Genomic DNA, 22554 nt, shown 5'->3' on the forward strand with positions numbered 1-22554 from the left:
GATGGAAATGTTAAAACATAAAAAGAAAATAATTATAAGTGTAATTGCTATTTTAATAATCGGTATCGCTATTGTTGGTGGATATTATGGTATGGGTTACAATTATGCGAAAAAGAATGAAAACTATACAGAGAAACAAGTTCGTGAAATTTCTTTAGCTCATACAAATGGAGAAATTATTAATGTGAAAAAAGAATTCGAATTAGAAGATGACAACTTAGCACAATCTAAATTTGAATATGAAGTGGAAATCAAGACACCTGAGAATCTATTAAATATTTTAAAGGTTAGTGCTAGAACAGGCACGATAGAAATCAATAATGAAGACTGAAGAAATATTGATAAATAAAATATCACGTATTTTAAAAAACTTCTAACAAAATTTGTTAGAAGTTTTTTCACGTTTATACTCTACTATTCTAAAAGGGGCCAGCTACATCGCTATCAAGTTAAGAAATACACTCATCTAAAAAACAAAAATATAGACTGTATTCATCATTTTCTACTCCTCACAAAATGATTGTTTTTTAATCTGGGTAAATTTTTAGGTTGAAGGTTACGGTTCTTCAAACCATTGCTGCACTTGCGAAAAAAGGGGCCAAAATTCCGGCTCCTTTTTTTCGCTATTTGTGGGCAGTAAAACTCCCACCTCAAAATTCAGCTGGAGCAAAGGAGTTAGGTGGGAGCCCTGCTGGCCGTAAACGCCCGATTGGCGAAGGCTAATAATCAGTGGGGATGGACAAAACCCCCCACTGATTAAAGTTTCACTTTATGAAGACCTAGTTAGTTTGGAAGTTTGAAAATGATGAGGTGATACAAGTGCAAACAGGAGTTATTCGTAAACAATGTAATAATGAATACAAACATCTAAAGCAATATGATAAAAGGTTGGTGGTCCTCCATGCCCATCAACCTTTTTATTATGAAGTAACACCTAAACGTATTATATTATTTTTTTTATTAACAGACATAAAAATAATTTGTTTTTATTGATAATTACCAAACGACATTGTAAAATGTTTGTATATATATAAACTAAATCGATTTTCGTTTGATTTTAAGAGGGAGGTAGGAAGTGTTAATAATAATAAAATAATGGTTATATCACCTACAAAGAGCCGTAAAAAGAATGGAACCAGTACGGAAAAGATACTTTTGTGAAAAGTTCAAAAAATAATAATTATTTACTCTTGAAGAAAATTTACAACCATATGGAGAATAAGGTTATGCAAAAAAAGTCTTAAAAGGGGGACGGAATTATGGAACAAAGAAAGTTTTCAGTAACACCTCAAGATCGAATGAATTATGTATTAGGTCTTTATTCTGCAGATCAACAAATTAATGCAGTTCTTTATTTTCCTGTAGGTATATCAAAGGAAATACTTGAACAATCAGTAAGGATAACGTTACAATTGCAGCCGGTTTTGAACAGCCGGTTTGTAGAAAATGATATCCCTTACTGGGAGGAACATTCATCTGCCACTAACTCACCTATTTGCCTTTTTGCAGAAGGAAATAATCAAGAACTTGAAATAATGGCAATAGATTTTATTAAGGAACCCGGTGATCGTATTCAGGGGCCTATGGTTCAAACAAAATTATTACGAGGTACTACAACAGATATGTTAGTTGTGAAATTATCTCATCTATGTTCAGATGGCGCAGGGGTCAAGGAATATATTAATTTGCTTGGAGCAATTTATACTCAACTTTCCTTGGGACAATCTAAGAATCAAATTATGAAGGAATTTGGTGAGGGAAATGAGAGTTTTCGAGATCAATCACATGTATTCAAATATGCTGGAATATCGGACATAAAAAGCGCGTATCGTCCTAGCCAAGAACAACAGGCATCGTTATGGTCTTTTCCATCTCAACCCAACAAAAATAAATCCCCTCAAATGTCTGTACGGCGGTTGAGCCATGAGCAATCTCTACGTCTAACCCAATGGACAAAAGCACAACAGGCTACCTTGAATGATGTAATCATGACTGCCTACTTCCGAGCTTTATCACATTTCACTGTGTATGCAGAACCTCGCACCGCAGAAAAAATGATCGGTTTAACAATTGATTTACGTCGATATCTGCCTAATTATACAACTGGTGCTATTTGCAACTTATCCGGCATGGAAATGCCAGTGATTAAAATGGAGGATAATGAATCATTTAATCAGACTCTCGTTCGAATTAAACAATCAATGGATAAAATAAAGTCTCAAAATCCAGGTCTGTCTTCAGCAGCAGGAATGGAGCTACTGGCAGGTATGAAGCTATCTGTGGTGAAGGAAATGTATAATCAGCAATACGAGCAGGCTTTACAGATGGGGATGGCGTTGCCGTTACTGACAAATTTCGGGGTGATCGCTGATGAACCTATTCAGTTTGGTGAAGTTCAAGCTGAGGACGGGTATATGACATCACCCATTATGTATGCGCCATTCTTTTCAATGGGTGCAAGCTTTTATAATGGGAGACTTACATTTACGATTGGTTATCATACACCGGATACATCAAAAGAAGAGGTAGACAAATTTTTGGAAAGTGTTGTTAATCAACTATCATAAATAAAAGGGAATATAGAGCGGAAATTTCTAGCGGAATTGTATTTTAGTGGCTCGTCCCCATGTTCATCAAGCTAATATTTTGAAGTATCCCTAAAACGAAAATTTTATATCACTACAACAGTTATTTATGAGAATTCAGGTCATTTTTTTCGTTTTGGGGTATTCGCTTTTCTTAGCTTGATGGTTATGGGCGGTACCCCAGTAAAGAAAGAAATAGGGAAAACACCCTATTTCTTTTTATTTCTATGAAAAAATATAATTATTAAGCCGAAAGTAACGATAATAATTAGAAGTAACAAGTGTATAAGTGCATCAGTTTTTCCATTTAATAAAGACTTTATAAAGAAATCCCATTCTGTTTCATAGGGGGCTCTGCCCAATTTCGTTGCAGTCCTACATACATTCCATTTAAGAAAAAGACGATACTTAATAGAATCCTTCCAATAAATACGGCAACTACTTTTATATTCCAATGCTTTATCATGATTACATACAGGATTGGGAATAGTATAAGTATCCAAAAAACAATAATATAGATTGTATTTATCATTCCTTACTCCTAACAAAATGATTGTTTTTTAATCTAGGTGAGTCTTCAGGTTGAAGGGGTTTTTAATACTGTCTACTTGACAGGGATAAGACCAAATTCCGGCTCTTTTTTATCCCACAAAAGCCCGATTGGTGTGGGATAAAAAAGGAGGAATGGACACCCACCTCATTAAAGTTTCACTTTATCTCTCCGTCTCAAAAAACTCAATCCACTCTCCGTCAGGGCCAGCGAAGAATATGTAACGTGTTCCATCTGGTAATGTTTCAATTTCTTCTCCTAGTAGAAAGGTTACTTTGTGTTTCTTTAGTCTTTCGATTTCATCCTCTAATGAATCCACTTTAAAGCAAATATGATGTGCTTTTCCTTCTGCCGGAAGAGAAGAGTTGTAGCCTTCAATGAGTTCGAGTATCGTTTCCTTCGATTCTTCTACACCTAAAAAAGCGAGTTTTAAGTCTGGATTCGGGTGCCCCATACGTTTAATGAGCTGTAAGCCGACTACTTCTTCATAAAATGAAATAGATGTTTCTAAGTTTGCAACCATAAGTCCAACGTGTTCTATTCTTCTAACTGGCATGTAGATTCCTTCTTTCTGAAAATTATATACAATATATTATTGAAAATTAAGAAAATAAGCAAGATAAAAACCTTACAAATTTTAGCGTGTTATATGGTATAGTGAGAAAGTATGTTTGGGGAGAAGGAAGGAGATTATACGATGAATACAACTACTCAAACTCCTTCATTATCGGCAACGATGAAAGAGTGGCATTATGCATTAGCGTATGAAATTAAACATTGGAAAACGATAGGTGGTAGTAAAATTTCTATCATGAACGGTCGTTTTTTATATACAGATTATGAAAGTACAGTATACGTATTTCAGCTTATTTCGGAAGTAAGCTTACCTGAAGGTTCACCAATTCGAATTGAGTTCGATGGTGAGGAAGCGACGGGGGAAGTATTATCTGTACATGGATTAGAAATAGAACTGAAATTAAATGATTATATACAAGGTGAAATACGAGAAGCGGTTTTATACAGTGAACCGTGGCAATTGTTAGAACAACTACAAGAGCGATTGAAAGAGGCACATAAAGATAAGCTAAAACGTAATCGTATAAAGCGTCTTGTTGATGGGACGAGCAGTCCGAAACATCTTGAAAAGATGAAAAATACGAAAAATGAATTGGCGTATCGTTCTTTTTACAATCCAACAACGTACGTGTGGGGACCACCGGGAACAGGGAAGTCGTACAATTTATCACGTATTATTTCGGCTCATTATCAAAAAGGAAAATCGGTACTTGTGTTAGCTCATAGTAATGCGGCAGTAGACGTATTAATGAGCGAGGTAACGAAGCAAATTGAGAAGAAAAAGAAATGGACGCCTGGCGAAATTGTTCGTTACGGTTATAGTCAACATGAACATATACGAAATCATGAAACGTTACTTGCATCGAAGTTAGTTGAAACGACGAATGGATCTTGGGGAGAAGAAAGACTCTATTTAGAAGAGACACGACAAGATCTTCGTGAAAAGATTTTATCATATAAAGCGACTTCTGCTGATAAGAAGCGTATACAAGAGATTGAAAGTGATCTTCGAAAGCAAAAAGCGAAAATTAAAGAAGTAGAAAAAGAATACATTGAAAATGCGAAAGTAATCGGTGCGACTTTATCGAAATGTGCAATTGATTCACTTATTTATGAGCGTACATTTGATTTAGTTGTCGTAGATGAAGTAAGTATGGCTTATGTTCCGCAAATCGCATTAGCTGCTTCACTTGGGAAACGTATTGTCGTTTGTGGTGACTTTTTACAGTTACCTCCGATTGCGATGGCGAACCATGAACTCGTTCGAAAATGGCTCGGTGAAGATATGTTTTATCATGCAGGGATTGTTGATTCTGTAAATAAATCAGAAGCACATCCGAACCTTTTTATGCTGCAGGAGCAAAGACGTATGCATACGGATATATCGAAGTTTACGAATTCATTTATTTATAAAAACAGAGTATACGATCATCCATCTGTTTCAGAGCGTAAAGAACTTGCGAAACTGCAACCGTTCGCAAATGAGGCGAGTGTTTTATTTGATACGAGCTTAATGGGAGCCTTTTCTTTAAAAGACGCTGCTTCCGGTTCTCGTTTTAATATTATGTCTGGTTTAGTAGCGATGCAAATGATGTTAATTGGATTGTTAGACGGTGTTCAATCTATCGGTGTAGTTACGCCTTACAGGGCACAGTCCCGCTTTTTATCAACGTGCATTAGAGAAATGTTGCAGAAAACGAAATATCAAAACATACCAGTTTTAGCGGCGACAGTTCATAAGTTTCAAGGGTCTGAAAGAGATATGATGATTTTTGATACGGTAGATAGTTATCCGCAAGAACGACCTGGCGTGTTATTCTTTGACCATAAAAATCATCGCCTCGTCAACGTTGCAGTTACGAGAGCGAGAGGGAAGTTCATTCAATTATCAGATTGCCACTACATGCGTAAAAATCTTTCGAGAAAACAAGCGTTATCACAATTAACAGCTCATATAGAACGTCACGGAGATGTATATGATCGCACGACATCAAGACAATTGTGGGAGCGGAAAATTTCGAAACGTTTACGCTGGTTTATGGAAATGAATCTTGAAGAGCCGAAAGGGTTATTGAAAGATATTTTAGCCGCAAAACGAAAAATTATTATTTCACTTCCAAGTACAAAGCAAGTGGATAAGCGAGTCTGGCAAGCGTTAATGCGTACAAATGCGCAAATAACAGTGTATAGTGATGGACCAGTTCCGTTAAAAAATGTAAAGTTACAAAGACAAAATAAAGCATTCCCGTTTATCGTAATCGATGATGAAATCTTTTGGGCAGGAGCACCTCTTACATCTCAAATGATGTTTGAAGGTAGTATGGAATTTCCGTACATATGTGCAAGATTACAAGCACCTGAAACAATTGGCGTATTAAAAGGGTTTTTAGATATTCGGTAAATTCATATAGGAATTCCTTGACTTTTGTCTGGAATGAACTTAGAATGAAAATAATTTAATATAATTTTATGAAAATTCTTATCACGAGAGGTAGAGGGACTGGCCCTATGACACCTCGGCAGCGGATTCTTTATGAATACTGTGCCAATTCCAGCAAGGTAACTTGAAAGATAAGAAAGAAGCTCATTTTGACTGTATATACAGAAGCCTCTTTCTATCTTTTAGAAAGAGGCTTTTTTACGTGAAAATAAAAGGAGGAAGAAAAATGGGAGCGACAGGAGTAACGTCACAAAGAAAAACAATTGAAGAGAGTATAGAAAGAAATAAGGAAAAGTACATAGAAACAAGTCATAATATTCATGCGAATCCGGAGATTGGTAACCAAGAGTTTTACGCATCAAGAACGTTAAGTTTGTTGTTAGGAAGCGCAGGATTTCAATTGCAGCACAATATAGCTGGTCATGAAACAGGATTTATCGCGCGAAAAAGTTCCGGGAAACAAGGACCAGTTATCGCATTTTTAGCTGAGTATGATGCTTTACCAGGACTCGGTCATGCGTGTGGTCACAATTTAATCGGAACAATTAGCGTTGCAGCAGCGATCGCGTTATCAGAAACGCTTGAGGAAATCGGCGGAGAAGTTGTCGTGTTCGGAACACCAGCAGAAGAGGGCGGGCCAAATGGTAGCGCAAAATCGAGTTATGTGAAAGCTGGCTTATTTAAAAACATTGATGCGGCGCTTATGATTCATCCGAGCGGAAAAACAGCTCCAACGAGTCCGTCACTAGCAGTTGATCCACTAGATTTTCATTTTTACGGAAAAACAGCTCACGCAGCGGCCTCACCAGAAGAAGGAATTAACGCATTAGATGCGATTATCCAGCTGTATAACAGTATTAATGCACTTCGCCAACAACTCCCATCAGATGTGAGAATTCATGGTGTTATTACTGAGGGCGGGAAAGCACCTAATATTATTCCTGACTACGCCGCAGCAAGGTTCTTCATCCGCGCAGCAACGAGAAAAAGATGTGCGGAAGTAACAGAGAAAGTAAGAAACATCGCACAAGGAGCAGCGTTAGCAACAGGTACAAAAGTAAAAATTCATCAATTCCAAAATGAAATCGATGAACTACTCGTAACAAAAACATTTAATGACGTTGTAGCGGAAGAGTTAGAACTACTAGGTGAAGATGTAAACCGTAAAGAAAGAGTAGGAATTGGCTCAACAGATGCAGGAAATGTAAGCCAAGTCGTACCGACAATTCATCCGTACATTAAAATCGGTCCAGATGACTTAATTGCACATACGAATGAATTTAGAGAAGCGGCACGTTCAGAATTAGGAGATAAAGCGCTAATTACATCCGCAAAAGCACTAGCAAATACGGCGTATCGATTAATTACAGAAGAAGGTTTGTTAGAAAAGGTGAAGGAGGAGTTTAGGGAGGAGCAGAGGAATCAGGGGTAGGTGGTTAAAATACAGTTGAGTGTTCTCTTTTCAAAGAGAAATCTGATTAATAAGTGAAAATGCAATAAAAAAGAACATTGATTTTTCAATGTTCTTTTTTATTTACTAATCATTTATTTCTTCGTTATTTTGATAACAAATTTCTTCAGCAATTTCTTGGATGCGATCTAGTTTAATACCATCTTTTTGTTCAATAGATAATGGATGGTCTGTTAGTTCGAGTTGAATATAAGGTTTGTAACCGATTTCTCTAGTATGAACCATTGTTTTTAAACTTACTGTATCTGGATAACAAGGAAGTTGGGTAGATAACCAACCAAACATTGGCTCTAATTCGTTTTCTCTTCCTTTCGTTTCCCAGTAATCAAGCGTCTTTTGGAAGTTTGTTTCACTTAAAGATACCCATACATCCCATATAAAAGGTCCCTCTCCATCTAAAACTGGAATTTCAATACAACCTTTCATAAAGAAATATTCATCATCAATTACACATAGATCTTCATCCATTTCAACTCGACTCTCTAGCTCTTCTTCAGGGATATAGTAAAAATAATCGGGAGCCTCATTCCCATAACATATAGGGAGTTCATCGTGAAATACTCCGCAAAATTTACAAACATAGCCTGTTTTTTCGTTCATTAATTTTCTCCTAACCATCTATAACAATTGTGTTTGATCATTTGATTTTAAATAGATTATATCATTTGTTTTTTGATTTCTCTCACAAAGAAGCAACTTTTAATGTTAGCGGAGGTTAATACGTATCCTTTTATCAGAACGACAATTTCTCTTCAAATTCACTCTTTAAAACAATTAAAGGAGATGATAATCCAAATTGCATTAAAGAGTCTAAAAATGCAGCGAGAGAATCCATCGAATCGCTCATGACTTTCATCATATAATTAAATTCCCCGCTAATTCGATATAAATCTGTTACTTCAGGAGCGGCATTACAATATTGGATGAAATCAGAGCATTGACTCGTTTTGAACATAATAAATGCTTGGATGTTTTTATTAATTTTGGAAGGCTCAAATTTCGTTCGGTAAGCAGCTATAACCCCTTGATCTTCAAGCTTGTTAATGCGTTCTTTTACAGCAGGCTGCGTCATGGATATAATACGTCCTATTTCTGAAACAGAAATTCTCGCATTTTCATACAACAAGTTCATAATTTTATGGTCAATTTCATCTAGTTTTACTGCGTTTTGCATTGGATAGCCCCCCTTTTTATTTTCTAAAGTAAATCGTAAATTATAACTATAATATCATAAGTGAAGGAACTAAATTACCTATAAATCTATATTTAAAATTATTAGTATTTGCTTAAAAATATAAGTATAGGATTTATCCCGCTATTTGCGGGCAGTAAAACTCCCACCTCAAAATTCAGCTGGAGCAAAGTGGTTAGGTGAGAGATTAACTGCCCGTAAAAGCCCGATTGGTGAGGGCTGATAATCAGTGGGGGATGAAGAAAACCCCCACTGATTAAAGTTTCACTTTATCAAACGGAAATTTAGGAAGGGTGGAAAAAATGAAGAATCTTGATGGGAAAGTAGCGTTAGTAACAGGGGCGAGTCGCGGTATTGGTCGTGCGATTGCGATGAGATTGGCAAACGACGGTGTATTAGTTGCAATTCACTATGGCCGAAATAAAGCAGCTGCAGATGAAACAATTAGTGAGATTGAATCAAATGGAGGAAAGGCATTCTTAATTGAAGCGGATTTCAATTCAATTGATGGTGTCAAAAAGATAGTAGAACAATTGAAGAATGAATTACAAATAAGAGTTGGTACATCAGAGATTGATATTTTAGTAAACAATGCAGGGATAGGTACACAAGGAACAATTGAAAATACGACAGAAGAAGTTTTTGATGAAATTATGTCTGTAAATATTAAAGCACCGTTCTTCTTAATTCAGCAAACATTACCGTTATTACGAGCGGAGGGGCGAGTTGTTAACATTTCATCAGCTGAAGTAAGACTTGGTTTTGCAGGGTCCATTGCATACGGTTTAAGTAAAGGTGCACTAAATACGATGACACTTCCTCTAGCTAAACATCTTGGAGAAAGAGGTATAACAGTGAATGCAATTATGCCTGGATATACGAAGACAGATATAAATGCGAAATTGCTAGATAATCCGGAAATACGAAATTTTGCTACGAATTCATCTGTGTTCGGACGAATAGGGCAAGTTGAAGATATTGCAGATGTAGTAGCATTCCTTGCTTCTTCTGATAGCCGCTGGGTAACAGGGCAAATTTTAGATGTTTCTGGAGGATTTTGTTTATAGGGGCACTACTTCATACCCATCAAGCTAATATTTTCATATCCCCCTAAATTAAAATTTTCTTTCTCTACAGATAGCTATTTTGAGAAGCCGCTCATTTTTTCGTTTTGGGGGCATTTCTTTTTCTTAAGTTGATGGGTATGGGGTCCCGCCCCACAACCATCAACTTAAGGATTTAGACTATTTTTGAAATTAAAAGCACATTACTATTCTCTTATGTTAATGAGAAAGGGTGACGTGCTTTTTATGAATATGCACCAAAAACAAGAGTTATCTTTATTTGCCGAAGAGTTATATCGATTTTTTTCATTTGGGGGTATTTGTTTTTCTTAGCTTGATGGTGATGGGGCACTACTCTATAATGGTCAAATTAAAATTTAAAACAGTTATAGAGACTCCATTCCTCGGAAATATTGTAACTATCAAGTTGTAAAAAGAACCATAGTTTTTTATTTTTGAAAAGGCTATGGTCCTTTTTAGTTGTAGCAAAGATATGATGTGAGGAAGTTTTTATAAATCAAAAAAATTTGATTAATTAGTTGCGTAATAAATTAATCAGCGTATATACTATAAATATCAAAAAAAGTTGATGAAGGGAAGTGAACTACGGTGGCACAAGATTTTCAGCTCTATGAAAAAAAGTTTAAAGCGTTGGCGGATCAAAAGCGTTTAGAGATTATGTATGAGCTTTGTCAGCGAGGCCAGACGTGTGTATGTGATTTAACAGAGATTTTTGAAATGACGCAATCTAAGTTGTCATATCATTTAAAGATTTTATTAGATGCAGGTTTAATTGTAAAAGAAACAAAAGGCACGTGGAGTTATTATGATTTAAATGATGCGGAAGTAAATAATTTATTATCAGAAGAATTGTGCTGTATTTTTAGAAAAACAGGAAAAGGTAGCTGTTGTTAAAATTTTATACTATTAATCAAAAAAAATTGATTAATAACATATAAAGAGGAGGAGTAAGCTATGAGATATGTTCACGTTGGTATAAATGTTACGGATTTAGAGGAGTCTATCGAATTCTACGAAAAGGTATTTGATGTGTCACCAGTTAAGGTGAAAGTAGATTATGCAAAATTTTTATTAGAGATGCCAGGACTTAATTTCACGCTGAACGTACGAGATGAAGTGAAGGGAAATCAGGTAAATCATTTCGGTTTCCAAGTGGATACTGCTGAAGAAATTACATTACATAAAGAAAGATTAGAAAAAGAAGGTTTCTTTGCGCGTGATGAGATGGATACGACTTGTTGCTATGCAGTTCAAGATAAGTTTTGGGTAACGGATCCTGATGGTAACGAGTGGGAATTCTTTTATACAAAAGCACATAGTGATGTTCATAAAATTGAAGATCCATCTTGTTGCACGACTTCTAACGTAGTAGATAAAAATTCTTGTTGTTAATAGGAGATGGAAAATAAAATGAAACGTTTATCTTTTCTAGATCGATATTTAACACTATGGATTTTTCTAGCTATGGCTGTTGGGATTGGTTTAGGGTTTGTGTTTCCTAGTGTAGTAGACGGACTAAATACATTACAAGTTGGAACGACGTCCATCCCGCTCGCTGTTGGTTTAATTGTCATGATGTATCCACCGTTGGCGAAAGTTCGTTACGAGGAAATGGGCCGGGTATTTAAAGATGTAAAAGTATTGGTTTTATCTTTAGTGCAAAACTGGATTATTGGTCCTGTACTTATGTTTGTTTTAGCAATTATTTTTCTTCCAGATAAGCCAGAATACATGGTCGGACTCATTATGATTGGTTTAGCACGCTGCATTGCAATGGTAATTGTTTGGAACGACCTTGCAGATGGGGATAAAGAGTATGCAGCAGGTTTAGTGGCTTTTAACTCCGTATTCCAAATGTTATTCTTCTCTGTTTATGCATACGTGTTTGTAACAGTCATTCCAGAATGGTTAGGAATTGAAGGGGCTATTGTCGATATTACAATGGGAGAAGTAGCGAAATCAGTATTTATCTATTTGGGAATTCCTTTTATAGCAGGTATGTTGACACGTTTTGTACTCGTTAAGTTAAAAGGAAGACAATGGTATGAAAAGGTGTTTATACCGAAGATTAGTCCACTTACATTACTTGCATTACTATTTACAATCATCGTTATGTTCTCTTTAAAAGGGGAAATGATTGTTAGCGTACCATTAGATGTAGTAAGAATAGCAATTCCGTTATTAATCTATTTTATTGTAATGTTTTTTGTTTCTTTCTTTATGGGAAGAAAAATTGGTGCAAACTATCCGGTGACTACAACGTTAGCATTTACAGCAGGTAGTAATAACTTTGAGTTAGCGATTGCTGTAGCAGTTGGTGTGTTTGGTATTCATTCAGGCGCAGCATTTGCAGCTGTTATCGGGCCGTTAGTTGAAGTACCTGTAATGATTGCACTTGTAAACGTTGCTTTTTGGTTTAAGCGTAAATATTTTAATGATCAACCAGTATAATTTAAAAATAAAGGCGGAAAACAACATGAAAAACAAAAAGACAATCTATTTCTTATGCACAGGAAATTCATGCCGAAGCCAAATGGCAGAAGCATGGGGCAAACAATATTTAGGCGATAAGTGGAATGTATATTCTGCAGGAATCGAAGCACACGGAGTAAATCCAAATGCTATTAAAGCGATGAAAGAAGTAAATATCGATATAACGAATCAAACATCGGATATAATTGATGTAAATATTTTAAATAACGCTGATTTAGTTGTTACCCTTTGTAGCCATGCGGATTCTGTTTGTCCTTCGACACCTCCTCACGTTAATCGTGTTCACTGGGGATTTGATGATCCAGCAGGAAAAGAATGGTCTGAATTTCAACGTGTTCGCGATGAAATTGGAGAACGTATAAAGCGATTTTCTGAAACAGGGGAGTAAATAAAGGAAAGAGCCAATCTTCTATCGTATAGGGGATTGGCTCTTTTTCTATACATAGTCACTACTGCATTGGTTTACAACAACTATCTCAACGAATGCAGAATATTATGTAAGAATGATATAGTTAGAATGGTAGTCTGTCTCTATTAAATTTATATATAGAAAAAAACACTATTGGTAATTAACAATGAATAAAATTTTGGTTTTTAGAGTAATCGAGATAGTAATCATAAAAAATAGCGTGTAATAAAAATTTTTTCACATGAAAGGAAAAAAGGGTGAAACACATAATAAAAGACGTATTAATAAATTATTTTAAAGAAATTCATTCACTAGCAGTGGAAGAAGAGCTACATAAAAATAGCTGGAATACAGATTTACACTATAAAATTATGGTGAATGGAAAGCGATATTCCGCACGGTTTATCAATAGCAAGCGAACAATCAATCCAGCTTTTGGGGCGTTATCAAACGAACAACTGATAGAGCAAGTACGTTTTACGTATTATTTACGCGAGCATGGAGTCCTTTTTATGCAAATTAATAAAAATAGGTCAGGGGAGTCATTTACATTAGTCGCTTGGAATGATGAACAATACCGATTTATATTGTCTAATTGGATTGAAGGAGAACATATTACACTCTGTACGGAAGCTATCGCAGAAGCATTTGGAAAGGAAGCAAGAAAGGTTCATGATATTTCTAGTGCATTTCAAAGCGCGATTTTTCAGAAGAAATCTCATTTGGATGGGTATGTTGAGTTTATTAATATGTTAGAAAGCAAGACAAGCGCATGTAAGGAATTGCGGGAGTATATAGATCTTGCTAAATATCATATAGACTGCGCATATACGAGTGAATTAGAGTTTATTGTACAAACAGACTTAAATCCTTTGAATGTTTTATGGGGCTCAAGTCAACAGGTAAAAGGAATTGTAGATTTTGAATCTATTAGTTATGTTGACCGTATTGAAGGGTTAGCCTTTTTAATAAAATGGTACTCTCGAACGAAAGGAATACAGTCGCATAAAGTATGTCCGGAAGTTGCTAGAGCATTTTTAGAAGGGTATAAAGCTAATAACATTTTAACTTCAAATGATTATAAAAGACTTTCTTCGTTGCTATGGTTATCCGGTAGTTTAAATTGGAACTTCGTTAAAAAGACGATGAGTCTATTAGGTGACGGGAGAGAATTAGAGGAACATTTGAAAGTTTATAGAGTAAGGGGAGAAAGGTTGTCTTCATTGTTTTAATTTGTAGATAACATTTCTTCTCTTTTGGGATTTATAAAACAAAGCATATGAGGTGTTCTAAAAATGAAAATACAAATTGTAGTGTTTGACGGTTTTGGAGAGCTTGTCTCCTTTGCACCTTTTGAGGTATTGAAAAGAGCGATAGAAGAAGGGGCTCCGTTTACGGTTGAATTAGTTTCTAGTGAACCAAAACAAGAGGTTACTACTTCGTTTGGAGTTACGGTTAAATTACATGATTTTTTACGAATGGATAATCGTCCAGATTTGTTAATTGTACCTGGTGGTGGCTGGAATCATAAAGCTGAACATGGGGCACGAAAGCAAGCAGAGCTTGGTAATTTGACCAAAATGATTAGAGAGATGCACGATGAAGGAACAATTGTTGCTGGAGTTTGTACAGGAGGTATGTTACTAGCTGTATCCGGTATATTGAATGATAAAAAGGCAACAATGCATCATTTGGCGCAAAATGAAATTAGTCAATATGGAGCAGAACTTCTTCATTACAGAATTGTGGATCAAGGCGATATTATTACTGCAAGAGGAGTTACTTCAGGAATTGATTTAGGTCTTTGGATCACGGAAAGGTTTGCAAGTCCAAAAATTGCAGCTGCTGTTGAATATAGAATGGAATACGAGAGGCGAGGTGTTGTTTGGAAGTAATTTGAATTCTTTTTTATTGGCGTAATAATAGGGTGCTTGCTGTAGTGAAGTGAATCCGAATAGTGGTACATGAAAAAACACCTCCTGAATTTGCATATTAAGTATGCGAATTCAGGAGGTGTTTTTCGTTTGAAGACAAGAGTTCATTACTCTGAAGAAATAAAGTGGAAAGTGATTCAAATGAAAAAGAATGGGTATTCAAATCGTACCATTATAGAGACACTTGGAATTAAAAATACTACAATTGTGTGCGAATTCAAGAAAAATCAAACCACCTGTTCCCTATCCCCTAAAGAATATAGGGAACAGGTGGTTTAGGTATTTTGATATGTGTTCCGATTTTGGGGGTCACTTCAAAAAAAGATAAGTGCTTTTTATTTTTTAGCAACCAGGTAAGACAATCTCCACATTAAAATCAAAATATATATAAGAACTATCTCGACGAATGCTTACTAAAGTTGCTGTACCATTTACTTGTGAAAGTCCATTTACACATAATAGAGGTAAAGATCCATCACAGTTATAGCAAAGAACATTGTTTATTTGTACAACATCATTTAAATATGCACTAAATCCTGTTCTTGGACCTGTACATGGAAAAAATTGAGCTGGAAATCCAAAATAGAATGGTAAATTTCCAACTGCAGTAATTTGAGATACAGAAACATTACATTCTATAACACCACAAGGAGTAGTTACAGATGCTTGAGCATCACATTGAGCAACATTAAGTTTTAAATAAAATGGATCTGTAATTACAGGGAAAGTATCACCAACATGTAATGGCTCTGGAAAAATAATTGATGAAGGATTACTCGTACCGGCCGTTAATCTAATTGTCCCAGAAGTATTTATGACGTTTTGACAAGGAGTAGAACAGTCTAATAATTGTTCTACATCTGATGTACTTTCATTATCTATCTGAATTTTTTCAGAAGTGTTTAAAACTTGATTTAATTCCTCCATTTTTTCACACACCTTTAATTCATTTTTAATCTGCCTTAATAAAAAATGAAATTAAATAAGAATTAGTACATGTATCACTTGTTTTTGGATGTGAGGTATTAGTTCCTAAATAAAATTTTTCTTTTTCTGCAGTGGATTTCTTATAAAATGAAATCAATCATAGAGTGCCTTGCTCCGACTTGAACAATCTTAATTTTACATCACATCGCTATCAAGCTAAGAAAATAGAGCTACCTCCAGAATGAGGTTTTGCCCTAACTTGCAATAAAAAAGCTCGTTTTTTCGTTTAAGGTGGATCTGTTTTCTTAAGTTGATGGGCAGGTGACGGTACCACATTTAAAGAAATTTAGTTTTGTTAGCTTAATAGTAATTCAACTTTTAATTTTTCACTTTACTATTATTAGATTTGTTAGGAGGGGTATCATTTATTTGATATAATTAATGGATGTGAATCAAGAAATAGATAGAAAGATACTGCTAGTAATTTATACTTAAAATGTAGGGAGATTGAACAGAGTTATGGGGAATGAAAAAGAAATTAGTTCCGCTAAATTAATATGGAAGATGACGCGCCCACATACATTAACGGCGACGTTTTCTCCTGTAATTTTAGGGACAGTGTCATCACTTTATGTTGCCGAAATTCATTGGCTATTATTTATTGCGATGATGGTTGCATGTTTAGCGTTGCAAATAGCAACGAATTTATTTAACGAGTACTATGATTTCAAACGTGGATTAGATACCGCTGATTCTGTTGGCATCGGTGGTGGAATTGTCCGTCATGGATTGAAGCCAAAAAATGTATTAGCAGTTGCGCTTTTATTGTATGTGGTAGCAGCATTTATTGGCATTTATATTTGTATGAATAGCAGCTGGTGGTTAGTTGTCATTGGTTTAATTGGGATGGCGGTTGGCTATTTATATACAGGTGGTCCATTACCAATTGCGTACACTCCATTTGGAGAATTAGTTTCTGGATTGTTAATGGGGACATGTTTTGTACTCATTGCTTTCTTTATTCAAACGAATACTATAACGATTGAAAGTATATTGATTTCCATTCCAATTGGAATTTTAGTAGGTGCAATTAACATGTCGAATAACATCCGAGATATCGAAGAAGATATTAAAGGTGGAAGAAAGACGTTGGTAATCCTCCTTGGGAGAGAAAAAGCAGTGGTAACACTAGCTGTAGCCTTTTTAATTGCTTATTTATGGATTGCCGTAATTGTGTTGATGGGTTATATAAGCCCTTGGGCATTAGTTATGTTCCTAGGTTTGAAAAAGCCAATCTCTGCTATTCAAAGCTTCCAAAAAGGATCCCGGGTATATGCGCATCGCAATGAAATCAACAGCGATGACAAATACGATTTTTGGCTTCTTATTATCAGCAGGACTATTAATTAGTTACTGGTTTTAAATAAAAAATATTTTTAAGTGACTAAACCCCGATTTCTCGATTTTAATATAGAGAAATTGGGGTTTTTATTTTTGTATTTCTTTAATAATGATCAAACTCTATTATAAATCTACATTATTTAATAGATTAGTTGAGATAAAGATCAGGATAGTGAGAGGAATGCTTTTTATACTTGTCTAAGTTATAGAGATTTTCAATAAAAAAATAGTAAAATACAATATTTTTTTATTGAAAAACGATAAATGTTATGTTGATCTTTAAAAAAAGATAGACAAGGATGAAGAAGAATGAAAAAAATAGTTTTAGTTGGACTTTCTACCATAACTTTAATTATTATTGGTTTTGTCTCTTACATTACATTAACAACGAAAGATCCATTAAGTGACAAAGAATTTCCAAAAACTCAAGAAAAAGCAAAGGCAACTGCTATTGAATATTTTCAAAAAGAAAAACAGTTAGATGTTGTTATAACTAAAGTTGGAGTAGTGGGAGAAATAGGATATAAAGTTTGGATCGAAGGACATGAGCTGAATAATGAACAACAAAAAATTGATGCAATTATAGATGTTGCAAAAGAAGATAAATATAAAGTAATAAGTTCTAATATCGATTAAATATCGATTATTACGTATAGTTGATATTACTTTATTAATATAATTTATCATAGAATGCGACCTTTAAAATGAAAAAGCGCTATCCTGTTTGTAGAAATATACAGAAAGGATGGCGTTTTTGTATGGATTTTTTGATTCAAGATGAGTTTCATTATTTGTTGAAGAATTACAGTTATCTCTGCATTTTATCTTTATATCAGTATGCTATTATCTTGATATAACTATGTTGCATTTAGTAGTGACAGAAATAGTGAAAGATTTCTAATTGGTTAAAATATAAAATGAACTATTTCTTTATAAAAATAAAATTAATCGTGGGGAAGATGAAATATGCAAAGAACAATTTTAATTGTAGAAGATGAAGATATTTTACGTGAAATCATGAAGGATTACCTACTAAACGAAGGGTATAACGTCTTAGAGGCGATTGATGGGAAAGAAGCGTTATCTATATTTGAAGAACATGAGGTACATTTAATTATTCTAGACATTATGTTACCGGAATTAGATGGTTGGGCGGTTTGCCGGCGAATTCGGAAGAAATCTAATGTACCTATTATTATGCTAACGGCTCGGGTGGATGAAGATGATACCTTACTCGGATTTGAAATGGGAGCGGATGATTATGTTACAAAACCATATAGTCCTCCTATTTTATTGGCAAGGGCAAAACGATTAATTGAAAGCCGATATTCTTCCACTATTAATGTATCTACTGAAGACACATTAACTAGTAGTGGTATCCATGTACATTTCCCTTCTCGTACAGTAACTGTAGATGGGGAAGACATAAGTATGACACATACAGAATTTGAAATATTAACGTATTTCATGCAAAATCAAGGGATTGTGATTTCGAGAGAACAACTAATCACTAAAATTTGGGGTTATGAATTCGCTGGGGATGATCGTACTGTTAATAGTCATATCCGTAATTTGCGTCATAAATTAGGACAAAAAGCGACTTGTATTGTAACCGTTGTGCGAACTGGTTATAAATTTGAGGGACAGGTATGAAAAAAGGAATTGTATTAAAGTTATTTATATTAACTACGGCATTATGCACACTTATTTTAGTGACTATTTTTATTGGACAAACCATATTTTTTAAGCAATATTATTCGAATCGAAAAGTTAATGATATTAAAACGAATATTCAATCCTTTGAAAAGGCATATATAAAAGCTGGAGATGACGCGAAAAGGATTCAAGAGTTGGAACAAAATTTCTACCAAGATAATGCGACATGGATTACAACGCTAGATAGGGTAGGGAATATAAAATATGCAAGTGATTTTTCTTTAGAAATTCAGTTAGATCCTAACGGAAATAACACCTTTTCTGAACGTTTAATTCAGATACCGTTGTATAGTTTTGTTAATTTAGAAGATATACAAAGGATAAAAGATAGTTTAGAACAGGGGAGTCATATTATTATCGATGGAGTGCAGGAAGGTGATGCAGTAGTCCCTGCGATGTTAACAATAAAAGAGAAGAATATTGGTTTGGAGAACAAGCAGTTGTCAGAGAAGTTATATGGCCCAAAAGTCGCATCTTCAAAAGAAAATTCACAGTTATATTTAGCAGGAAGTATTAAGAACGTGCAGTTACCAGAGGGTACTGTAGGAAGTAACTCTATTTATGGAAATCGTGTGTTAATAGATAGAATAAAACAATTTCAGGTTGATTTAATATTAAATCAAAAACCAAATAATATTACTTCTACAGAAATAGTGGATTATGAAGAAAATGATATTAAATATAAACTATTAATCAAACCAACAATAGATGCAGATGGTAAGGTAAATTATATATTTGCTATGACATCATTGCAACCAGTTGATGAAGCTGTGCAAATGATAAAGGATTATTATGTATATTTAATTATCTTTGTTTTGATTTTAATCGTTTTGATATCGTTCTATTATTCAAATAAAATCGCCAAACCACTATTACAAATAAATGATACTACAAAAAAAATCGCTGGTTTAGATTTCTCAGAGACGATACCTATTACTACAAAGGATGAAATAGGTGCTTTATCACAAAATATTAATACACTTTCTAAGGCTTTGCATTCGTATATTAATCAATTGCAGCAAGATATAGAGAAAGAAAAGCAATTAGAAAATACACGTAAAGAATTTATCGCGGGTGTTTCACATGAGTTAAAAACACCTTTAAGTATTATGAAGAGCTGTATTTCAATTTTGGAGGATGGTGTTGCTAGTAATAAAAAGGATTATTACTTTAAAGCAATGTCAAAAGAAGTAGATAAAATGGATATGCTCATTATTGATATGCTGGAGTTAGCAAAATTCGAGTCTGGTACGTATAAAATGGAAATGGATGTTTTCCATATTGATGAGATGATTGATTATATATGTGAGCAATTAACCTCGGATATAACAGCTAAGCAATTACATGTGCATAAACAACTTTCTAAAATTGAGGTAGTTGCAAATCCACATCGAATAGAACAGGTGGTTACTAACTTTATTACGAATGCGATTCGTTACACACCAGAACAGGAGAATATTATTATTTCTACAATAGAAGAGAATGAACGTGTAAAAGTATGTGTAGAAAATAAAGGAGCACATATTGAACTAGAACATTTAGAGAAAATATGGGATCGTTTTTATCGAGGAGATACGTCTCGTCAACGCTCCAAAGGTGGAACAGGATTGGGCCTTGCTATTTCAAAAAATATATTAGAGCTGCATGGTGCGGAATATGGTGTTTCGAATACAGAAGATGGAGTGTTATTTTTCTTCTACTTAAATAAAAACGTGTAGAATTTTCATTCTACACGTTTTTATCATTTTTAAACAAAATCGACATTATCTGCATTTTATCTTTATCAGCATTCATTAATATCTTCATTAGAAAGGGAATGAAAAGCTGATAAGGAGATTGTTAAAATGAAAAAAAGAGTGACATTGCTTTTATTTATAATATTAATAATGGGCACAGGAGTTAGTTTCATACATGCTAAGGGGCATAAAAATATATCACAAGAGGATTTACGATTAAGAGGAAAAACAATTGTAATTGATCCAGGGCATGGTGGAGGAGATAGAGGGACGAAAGGAAAGAAATTTGGAACGATTGAAAAAGAGCTTAATTTAAAAGTAGCACAAAATATAAAGAAAGAATTAGAAGAAAGAACGGATGCAAAAGTTATATTGACGCGTGAAAAAGATGCGAGTTTACTTTCAGAAACAAAACAAAAGGAAGAATTGCAAGCGCGTGTCAAAGTAGTGAAAGAACATGCGGGGGATCTTTATATTAGCATTCATCATGATGCTTTTGAGGATACAAATGTAAAAGGAATAACAACTCATTATGGATCTAATAAAAGGAAAGATAAAAAATTAGCTAAGATCGTACAAGAAGCTATTTTTGATCAAAATATAGACAGCCGAGATCGAGGTGTTCAAGGCAGTGATTTTCTTGTCTTACGAGAAAATTCTTCTCCGGCTATCCTAATAGAATTAGGGTTTACATCTAATGCGAGTGATGAAAAAAGAATGAATTCAGAAGAATTCCAAGCAAAATCGCAAAAAGGAATTGTGGATGGCATTATTAATTATTTTACGATGTAATAAAATAGGCAAATAGAAAAATACTATTCTTTCTAAATCTTAATTAGGAAGAGTAGTATTTTTTATTTTGGGTGTATATCCAGTTTTCAAATTAAAAACAAATATTTTTCTAAAGAGTGGATGCAATACGCTATTCTTTAACTGATTTCGACATTATCTGCATTTTATCTTTATCCATCTCTATTAATCTATTTATTGTAAACACCGGGTGAAACTAATGATTCAGTCGAGTAAAGGCTCAGCCTTATAAATAATGAATATGAAAATTAATAGGGAAAGGATCGAAAAATAATGAAAGAATCACAAAATAAGAAAAAAACAAGTCGATTAACTAAGGTAATAATATCTCTAGGAGTTGTTTTAGCAACGACCTTTTTCACCTTCTTTTTAATTGGAAAATGGCACTCTATCCCAGCGAAGGGAGTAGCTAATGAAAGTATGAAACAAGTTAATACGCAACAACAAGAAAAGAAAAAGGAAACATCACCAGCAAAACAAAAAAGACCTGATGGAAAACCGGTAGGAAAAGTTGTCTATTTAACATTTGATGACGGTCCTAGCGAATTGACTGGGAAATTTTTAGATGTACTAAAAGAGCAAAATGTTGCTTCGACATTTTTTATGCAAGGTAGTAATTTACAAAATACAGGTTTTCAGGAAAATGTAAAACGAGCAGTAAAAGAAGGACATTATATTGGTGCACATAGTATGACACATAATAGTGATAAGCTATACAAAAAGGGACAATTTGTACCAGAGATGAAAGAAACGTTAGATCTTATCCATAATATTACGGGCACAACTCCTAAACTAGTCCGTCCGCCATATGGATCTGCACCAGGATTAAAGGGAGAGGAAATTCGGAATCAAATTGTAGAAGCAGCAATAAAAGTTTGGGATTGGACAGTAGACTCAAATGATTGGAAATTAAAAGATAATCCAACTCAGATTATCGAAAATGTAAAAAAACAGACAACAGAAGAAGTAGAAGTTGTTTTAATGCATGAAAAAGCACAAACATTACAAGCTCTTCCTGAAATTATTAAATTTTATAAAGAGCAAGGGTATGAATTTGGGGTATATAATGATGAGGATCATTTTCGTCTAAACTTCCAAAAAGATCAACGTCTATAGTATAAACATAGTTATTTTAAAAGGTGTTTTTATTACTAAATCAATAATTAAGCCAAAAGTCGATTTCCTATACGATAAAGAAATCGGCTTTTTCTTTATGGAATTTTACTTTG

Annotated in this window: 21 protein-coding genes, 3 pseudogenes and 1 riboswitch; of the genes and pseudogenes, 19 read left to right on the forward strand and 5 right to left on the reverse strand. The window is 34.3% G+C overall.

Annotated elements, in window-relative coordinates; genetic code table 11:
- Positions 1-7 precede the first annotated feature (7 nt).
- The 3 genes from DN408_RS28140 to DN408_RS28150 all read left to right on the forward strand — a co-directional run bounded on the left by DN408_RS28140 (position 8) and on the right by DN408_RS28150 (position 2567).
- Entirely contained in the window at positions 8-331 is a 324-nt protein-coding gene (locus DN408_RS28140; RefSeq protein WP_000912126.1) for a PepSY domain-containing protein, read from the forward strand.
- Between the two features lie 218 nt (positions 332-549).
- On the forward strand, positions 550-723 hold the full coding sequence (locus DN408_RS28145; protein ID WP_142253420.1) for an S-layer homology domain-containing protein: 174 nt from the start codon (positions 550-552) through the stop codon (positions 721-723).
- A gap of 536 nt (positions 724-1259) precedes the next feature.
- The gene (locus DN408_RS28150) at positions 1260-2567 is read left to right on the forward strand and encodes a condensation domain-containing protein (protein ID WP_002165467.1); all 1308 of its coding nucleotides are present in this window, start codon (positions 1260-1262) and stop codon (positions 2565-2567) included.
- Positions 2568-2794: 227 nt separating this feature from the next.
- Here the strand turns inward: DN408_RS28150 and DN408_RS28155 are convergent.
- Together DN408_RS28155 and DN408_RS28160 are read right to left on the reverse strand one after the other, a co-directional pair.
- A pseudogene (locus DN408_RS28155) lies at positions 2795-3117 on the reverse strand (hypothetical protein).
- A 181-nt stretch (positions 3118-3298) separates the two neighbouring features.
- Entirely contained in the window at positions 3299-3691 is a 393-nt protein-coding gene (locus DN408_RS28160) for a VOC family protein (RefSeq protein WP_147740472.1), read from the reverse strand.
- 111 nt (positions 3692-3802) lie between these two features.
- Here DN408_RS28160 and DN408_RS28165 point away from each other — a divergent pair, with 111 nt between their 5' ends.
- Both DN408_RS28165 and DN408_RS28170 read left to right on the forward strand, forming a co-directional pair.
- On the forward strand, positions 3803-6112 hold the full coding sequence (locus tag DN408_RS28165; RefSeq protein WP_002142401.1) for an AAA domain-containing protein: 2310 nt from the start codon (positions 3803-3805) through the stop codon (positions 6110-6112).
- A 75-nt stretch (positions 6113-6187) separates the two neighbouring features.
- Positions 6188-6289: riboswitch (SAM riboswitch) on the forward strand.
- An 88-nt stretch (positions 6290-6377) separates the two neighbouring features.
- Entirely contained in the window at positions 6378-7583 is a 1206-nt protein-coding gene (locus tag DN408_RS28170) for a M20 family metallopeptidase (protein ID WP_033734082.1), read from the forward strand.
- A 105-nt stretch (positions 7584-7688) separates the two neighbouring features.
- On the opposite strand, the gene DN408_RS28175 is transcribed toward DN408_RS28170, so the two are convergent.
- The gene (locus DN408_RS28175; protein ID WP_078178847.1) at positions 7689-8222 is read right to left on the reverse strand and encodes a DUF2199 domain-containing protein; all 534 of its coding nucleotides are present in this window, start codon (positions 8220-8222) and stop codon (positions 7689-7691) included.
- 133 nt (positions 8223-8355) lie between these two features.
- Positions 8356-8796: an Lrp/AsnC family transcriptional regulator gene (locus DN408_RS28180; protein ID WP_001178569.1), complete on the reverse strand. Its 441-nt coding sequence runs from the start codon at positions 8794-8796 to the stop codon at positions 8356-8358.
- A gap of 320 nt (positions 8797-9116) precedes the next feature.
- Between DN408_RS28180 and DN408_RS28185 the strand changes: the two genes are divergently transcribed.
- The 8 genes and pseudogenes from DN408_RS28185 to DN408_RS28220 all read left to right on the forward strand — a co-directional run.
- Complete coding sequence (locus DN408_RS28185; RefSeq protein ID WP_078178848.1) at positions 9117-9881, forward strand: SDR family oxidoreductase; 765 nt, start codon at positions 9117-9119, stop codon at positions 9879-9881.
- A gap of 606 nt (positions 9882-10487) precedes the next feature.
- Positions 10488-10793: an arsenical resistance operon transcriptional regulator ArsR gene (arsR, locus tag DN408_RS28190; RefSeq protein ID WP_000046014.1), complete on the forward strand. Its 306-nt coding sequence runs from the start codon at positions 10488-10490 to the stop codon at positions 10791-10793.
- Between the two features lie 60 nt (positions 10794-10853).
- The gene (locus DN408_RS28195) at positions 10854-11291 is read left to right on the forward strand and encodes an ArsI/CadI family heavy metal resistance metalloenzyme (RefSeq protein ID WP_002128040.1); all 438 of its coding nucleotides are present in this window, start codon (positions 10854-10856) and stop codon (positions 11289-11291) included.
- Between the two features lie 18 nt (positions 11292-11309).
- Entirely contained in the window at positions 11310-12350 is a 1041-nt protein-coding gene (gene arsB / locus DN408_RS28200; RefSeq protein WP_002128038.1) for an ACR3 family arsenite efflux transporter, read from the forward strand.
- Between the two features lie 25 nt (positions 12351-12375).
- Entirely contained in the window at positions 12376-12780 is a 405-nt protein-coding gene (arsC, locus tag DN408_RS28205; protein WP_002128037.1) for an arsenate reductase (thioredoxin), read from the forward strand.
- 278 nt (positions 12781-13058) lie between these two features.
- Entirely contained in the window at positions 13059-14033 is a 975-nt protein-coding gene (locus DN408_RS28210; protein ID WP_002013620.1) for a phosphotransferase enzyme family protein, read from the forward strand.
- Between the two features lie 63 nt (positions 14034-14096).
- Entirely contained in the window at positions 14097-14696 is a 600-nt protein-coding gene (locus DN408_RS28215; RefSeq protein ID WP_000701587.1) for a DJ-1/PfpI family protein, read from the forward strand.
- Between the two features lie 129 nt (positions 14697-14825).
- A pseudogene (locus DN408_RS28220) lies at positions 14826-14960 on the forward strand (IS3-like element ISBt2 family transposase); the annotation flags it as partial.
- 117 nt (positions 14961-15077) lie between these two features.
- Here DN408_RS28220 and DN408_RS28225 read toward each other — a convergent pair.
- Positions 15078-15662: a hypothetical protein gene (locus DN408_RS28225; protein WP_003190019.1), complete on the reverse strand. Its 585-nt coding sequence runs from the start codon at positions 15660-15662 to the stop codon at positions 15078-15080.
- A 519-nt stretch (positions 15663-16181) separates the two neighbouring features.
- On the opposite strand from DN408_RS28225, the pseudogene menA reads away from it, so the two are divergent.
- The 6 genes and pseudogenes from menA (at position 16182) to DN408_RS28255 (ending at position 22441) form a co-directional block, all read left to right on the forward strand.
- Positions 16182-17085, forward strand: a pseudogene (gene menA / locus DN408_RS28230) (1,4-dihydroxy-2-naphthoate polyprenyltransferase).
- Positions 17086-17372: 287 nt separating this feature from the next.
- A complete protein-coding gene (locus tag DN408_RS28235; protein WP_002128033.1) occupies positions 17373-17699 on the forward strand; it encodes a hypothetical protein in 327 nt (108 codons plus the stop codon).
- Between the two features lie 330 nt (positions 17700-18029).
- Positions 18030-18716 (forward strand): response regulator transcription factor, encoded by a 687-nt coding sequence (locus tag DN408_RS28240; protein ID WP_002128032.1) that lies wholly within the window; start codon positions 18030-18032, stop codon positions 18714-18716.
- A complete protein-coding gene (locus DN408_RS28245) occupies positions 18713-20497 on the forward strand; it encodes a sensor histidine kinase (protein WP_002128030.1) in 1785 nt (594 codons plus the stop codon). The genes DN408_RS28240 and DN408_RS28245 overlap by 4 nt, the downstream gene beginning before the upstream one ends.
- 126 nt (positions 20498-20623) lie before the next feature.
- Complete coding sequence (locus DN408_RS28250) at positions 20624-21307, forward strand: N-acetylmuramoyl-L-alanine amidase family protein (RefSeq protein ID WP_147740473.1); 684 nt, start codon at positions 20624-20626, stop codon at positions 21305-21307.
- A 291-nt stretch (positions 21308-21598) separates the two neighbouring features.
- A complete protein-coding gene (locus DN408_RS28255) occupies positions 21599-22441 on the forward strand; it encodes a polysaccharide deacetylase family protein (protein ID WP_016127227.1) in 843 nt (280 codons plus the stop codon).
- The last annotated feature ends 113 nt before the right edge of the window (positions 22442-22554 follow it).

Source organism: Bacillus sp. AR13-1 (genome assembly GCF_008042285.1).
GTDB classification, from domain to species: Bacteria; Bacillota; Bacilli; order Bacillales; family Bacillaceae_G; genus Bacillus_A; species Bacillus_A mycoides.

Bases quoted from the DNA above. Each gene is read 5' to 3' on its own strand.
- DN408_RS28215 (WP_000701587.1), top strand. From the start codon at position 14,097: ATGAAAATACAAATTGTAGTGTTTGACGGTTTTGGAGAGCTTGTCTCC.
- DN408_RS28180 (WP_001178569.1), bottom strand. From the start codon at position 8,796: ATGCAAAACGCAGTAAAACTAGATGAAATTGACCATAAAATTATGAAC.
- arsB (WP_002128038.1), top strand. From the start codon at position 11,310: ATGAAACGTTTATCTTTTCTAGATCGATATTTAACACTATGGATTTTT.
- DN408_RS28170 (WP_033734082.1), top strand. From the start codon at position 6,378: ATGGGAGCGACAGGAGTAACGTCACAAAGAAAAACAATTGAAGAGAGT.
- DN408_RS28255 (WP_016127227.1), top strand. From the start codon at position 21,599: ATGAAAGAATCACAAAATAAGAAAAAAACAAGTCGATTAACTAAGGTA.
- DN408_RS28140 (WP_000912126.1), top strand. From the start codon at position 8: ATGTTAAAACATAAAAAGAAAATAATTATAAGTGTAATTGCTATTTTA.
- DN408_RS28240 (WP_002128032.1), top strand. From the start codon at position 18,030: ATGCAAAGAACAATTTTAATTGTAGAAGATGAAGATATTTTACGTGAA.
- DN408_RS28150 (WP_002165467.1), top strand. From the start codon at position 1,260: ATGGAACAAAGAAAGTTTTCAGTAACACCTCAAGATCGAATGAATTAT.
- DN408_RS28245 (WP_002128030.1), top strand. From the start codon at position 18,713: ATGAAAAAAGGAATTGTATTAAAGTTATTTATATTAACTACGGCATTA.
- DN408_RS28235 (WP_002128033.1), top strand. From the start codon at position 17,373: ATGAAAAAAATAGTTTTAGTTGGACTTTCTACCATAACTTTAATTATT.
- DN408_RS28175 (WP_078178847.1), bottom strand. From the start codon at position 8,222: ATGAACGAAAAAACAGGCTATGTTTGTAAATTTTGCGGAGTATTTCAC.
- DN408_RS28195 (WP_002128040.1), top strand. From the start codon at position 10,854: ATGAGATATGTTCACGTTGGTATAAATGTTACGGATTTAGAGGAGTCT.
- DN408_RS28225 (WP_003190019.1), bottom strand. From the start codon at position 15,662: ATGGAGGAATTAAATCAAGTTTTAAACACTTCTGAAAAAATTCAGATA.
- DN408_RS28185 (WP_078178848.1), top strand. From the start codon at position 9,117: ATGAAGAATCTTGATGGGAAAGTAGCGTTAGTAACAGGGGCGAGTCGC.
- DN408_RS28165 (WP_002142401.1), top strand. From the start codon at position 3,803: ATGTTTGGGGAGAAGGAAGGAGATTATACGATGAATACAACTACTCAA.
- DN408_RS28160 (WP_147740472.1), bottom strand. From the start codon at position 3,691: ATGCCAGTTAGAAGAATAGAACACGTTGGACTTATGGTTGCAAACTTA.
- DN408_RS28250 (WP_147740473.1), top strand. From the start codon at position 20,624: ATGAAAAAAAGAGTGACATTGCTTTTATTTATAATATTAATAATGGGC.
- arsC (WP_002128037.1), top strand. From the start codon at position 12,376: ATGAAAAACAAAAAGACAATCTATTTCTTATGCACAGGAAATTCATGC.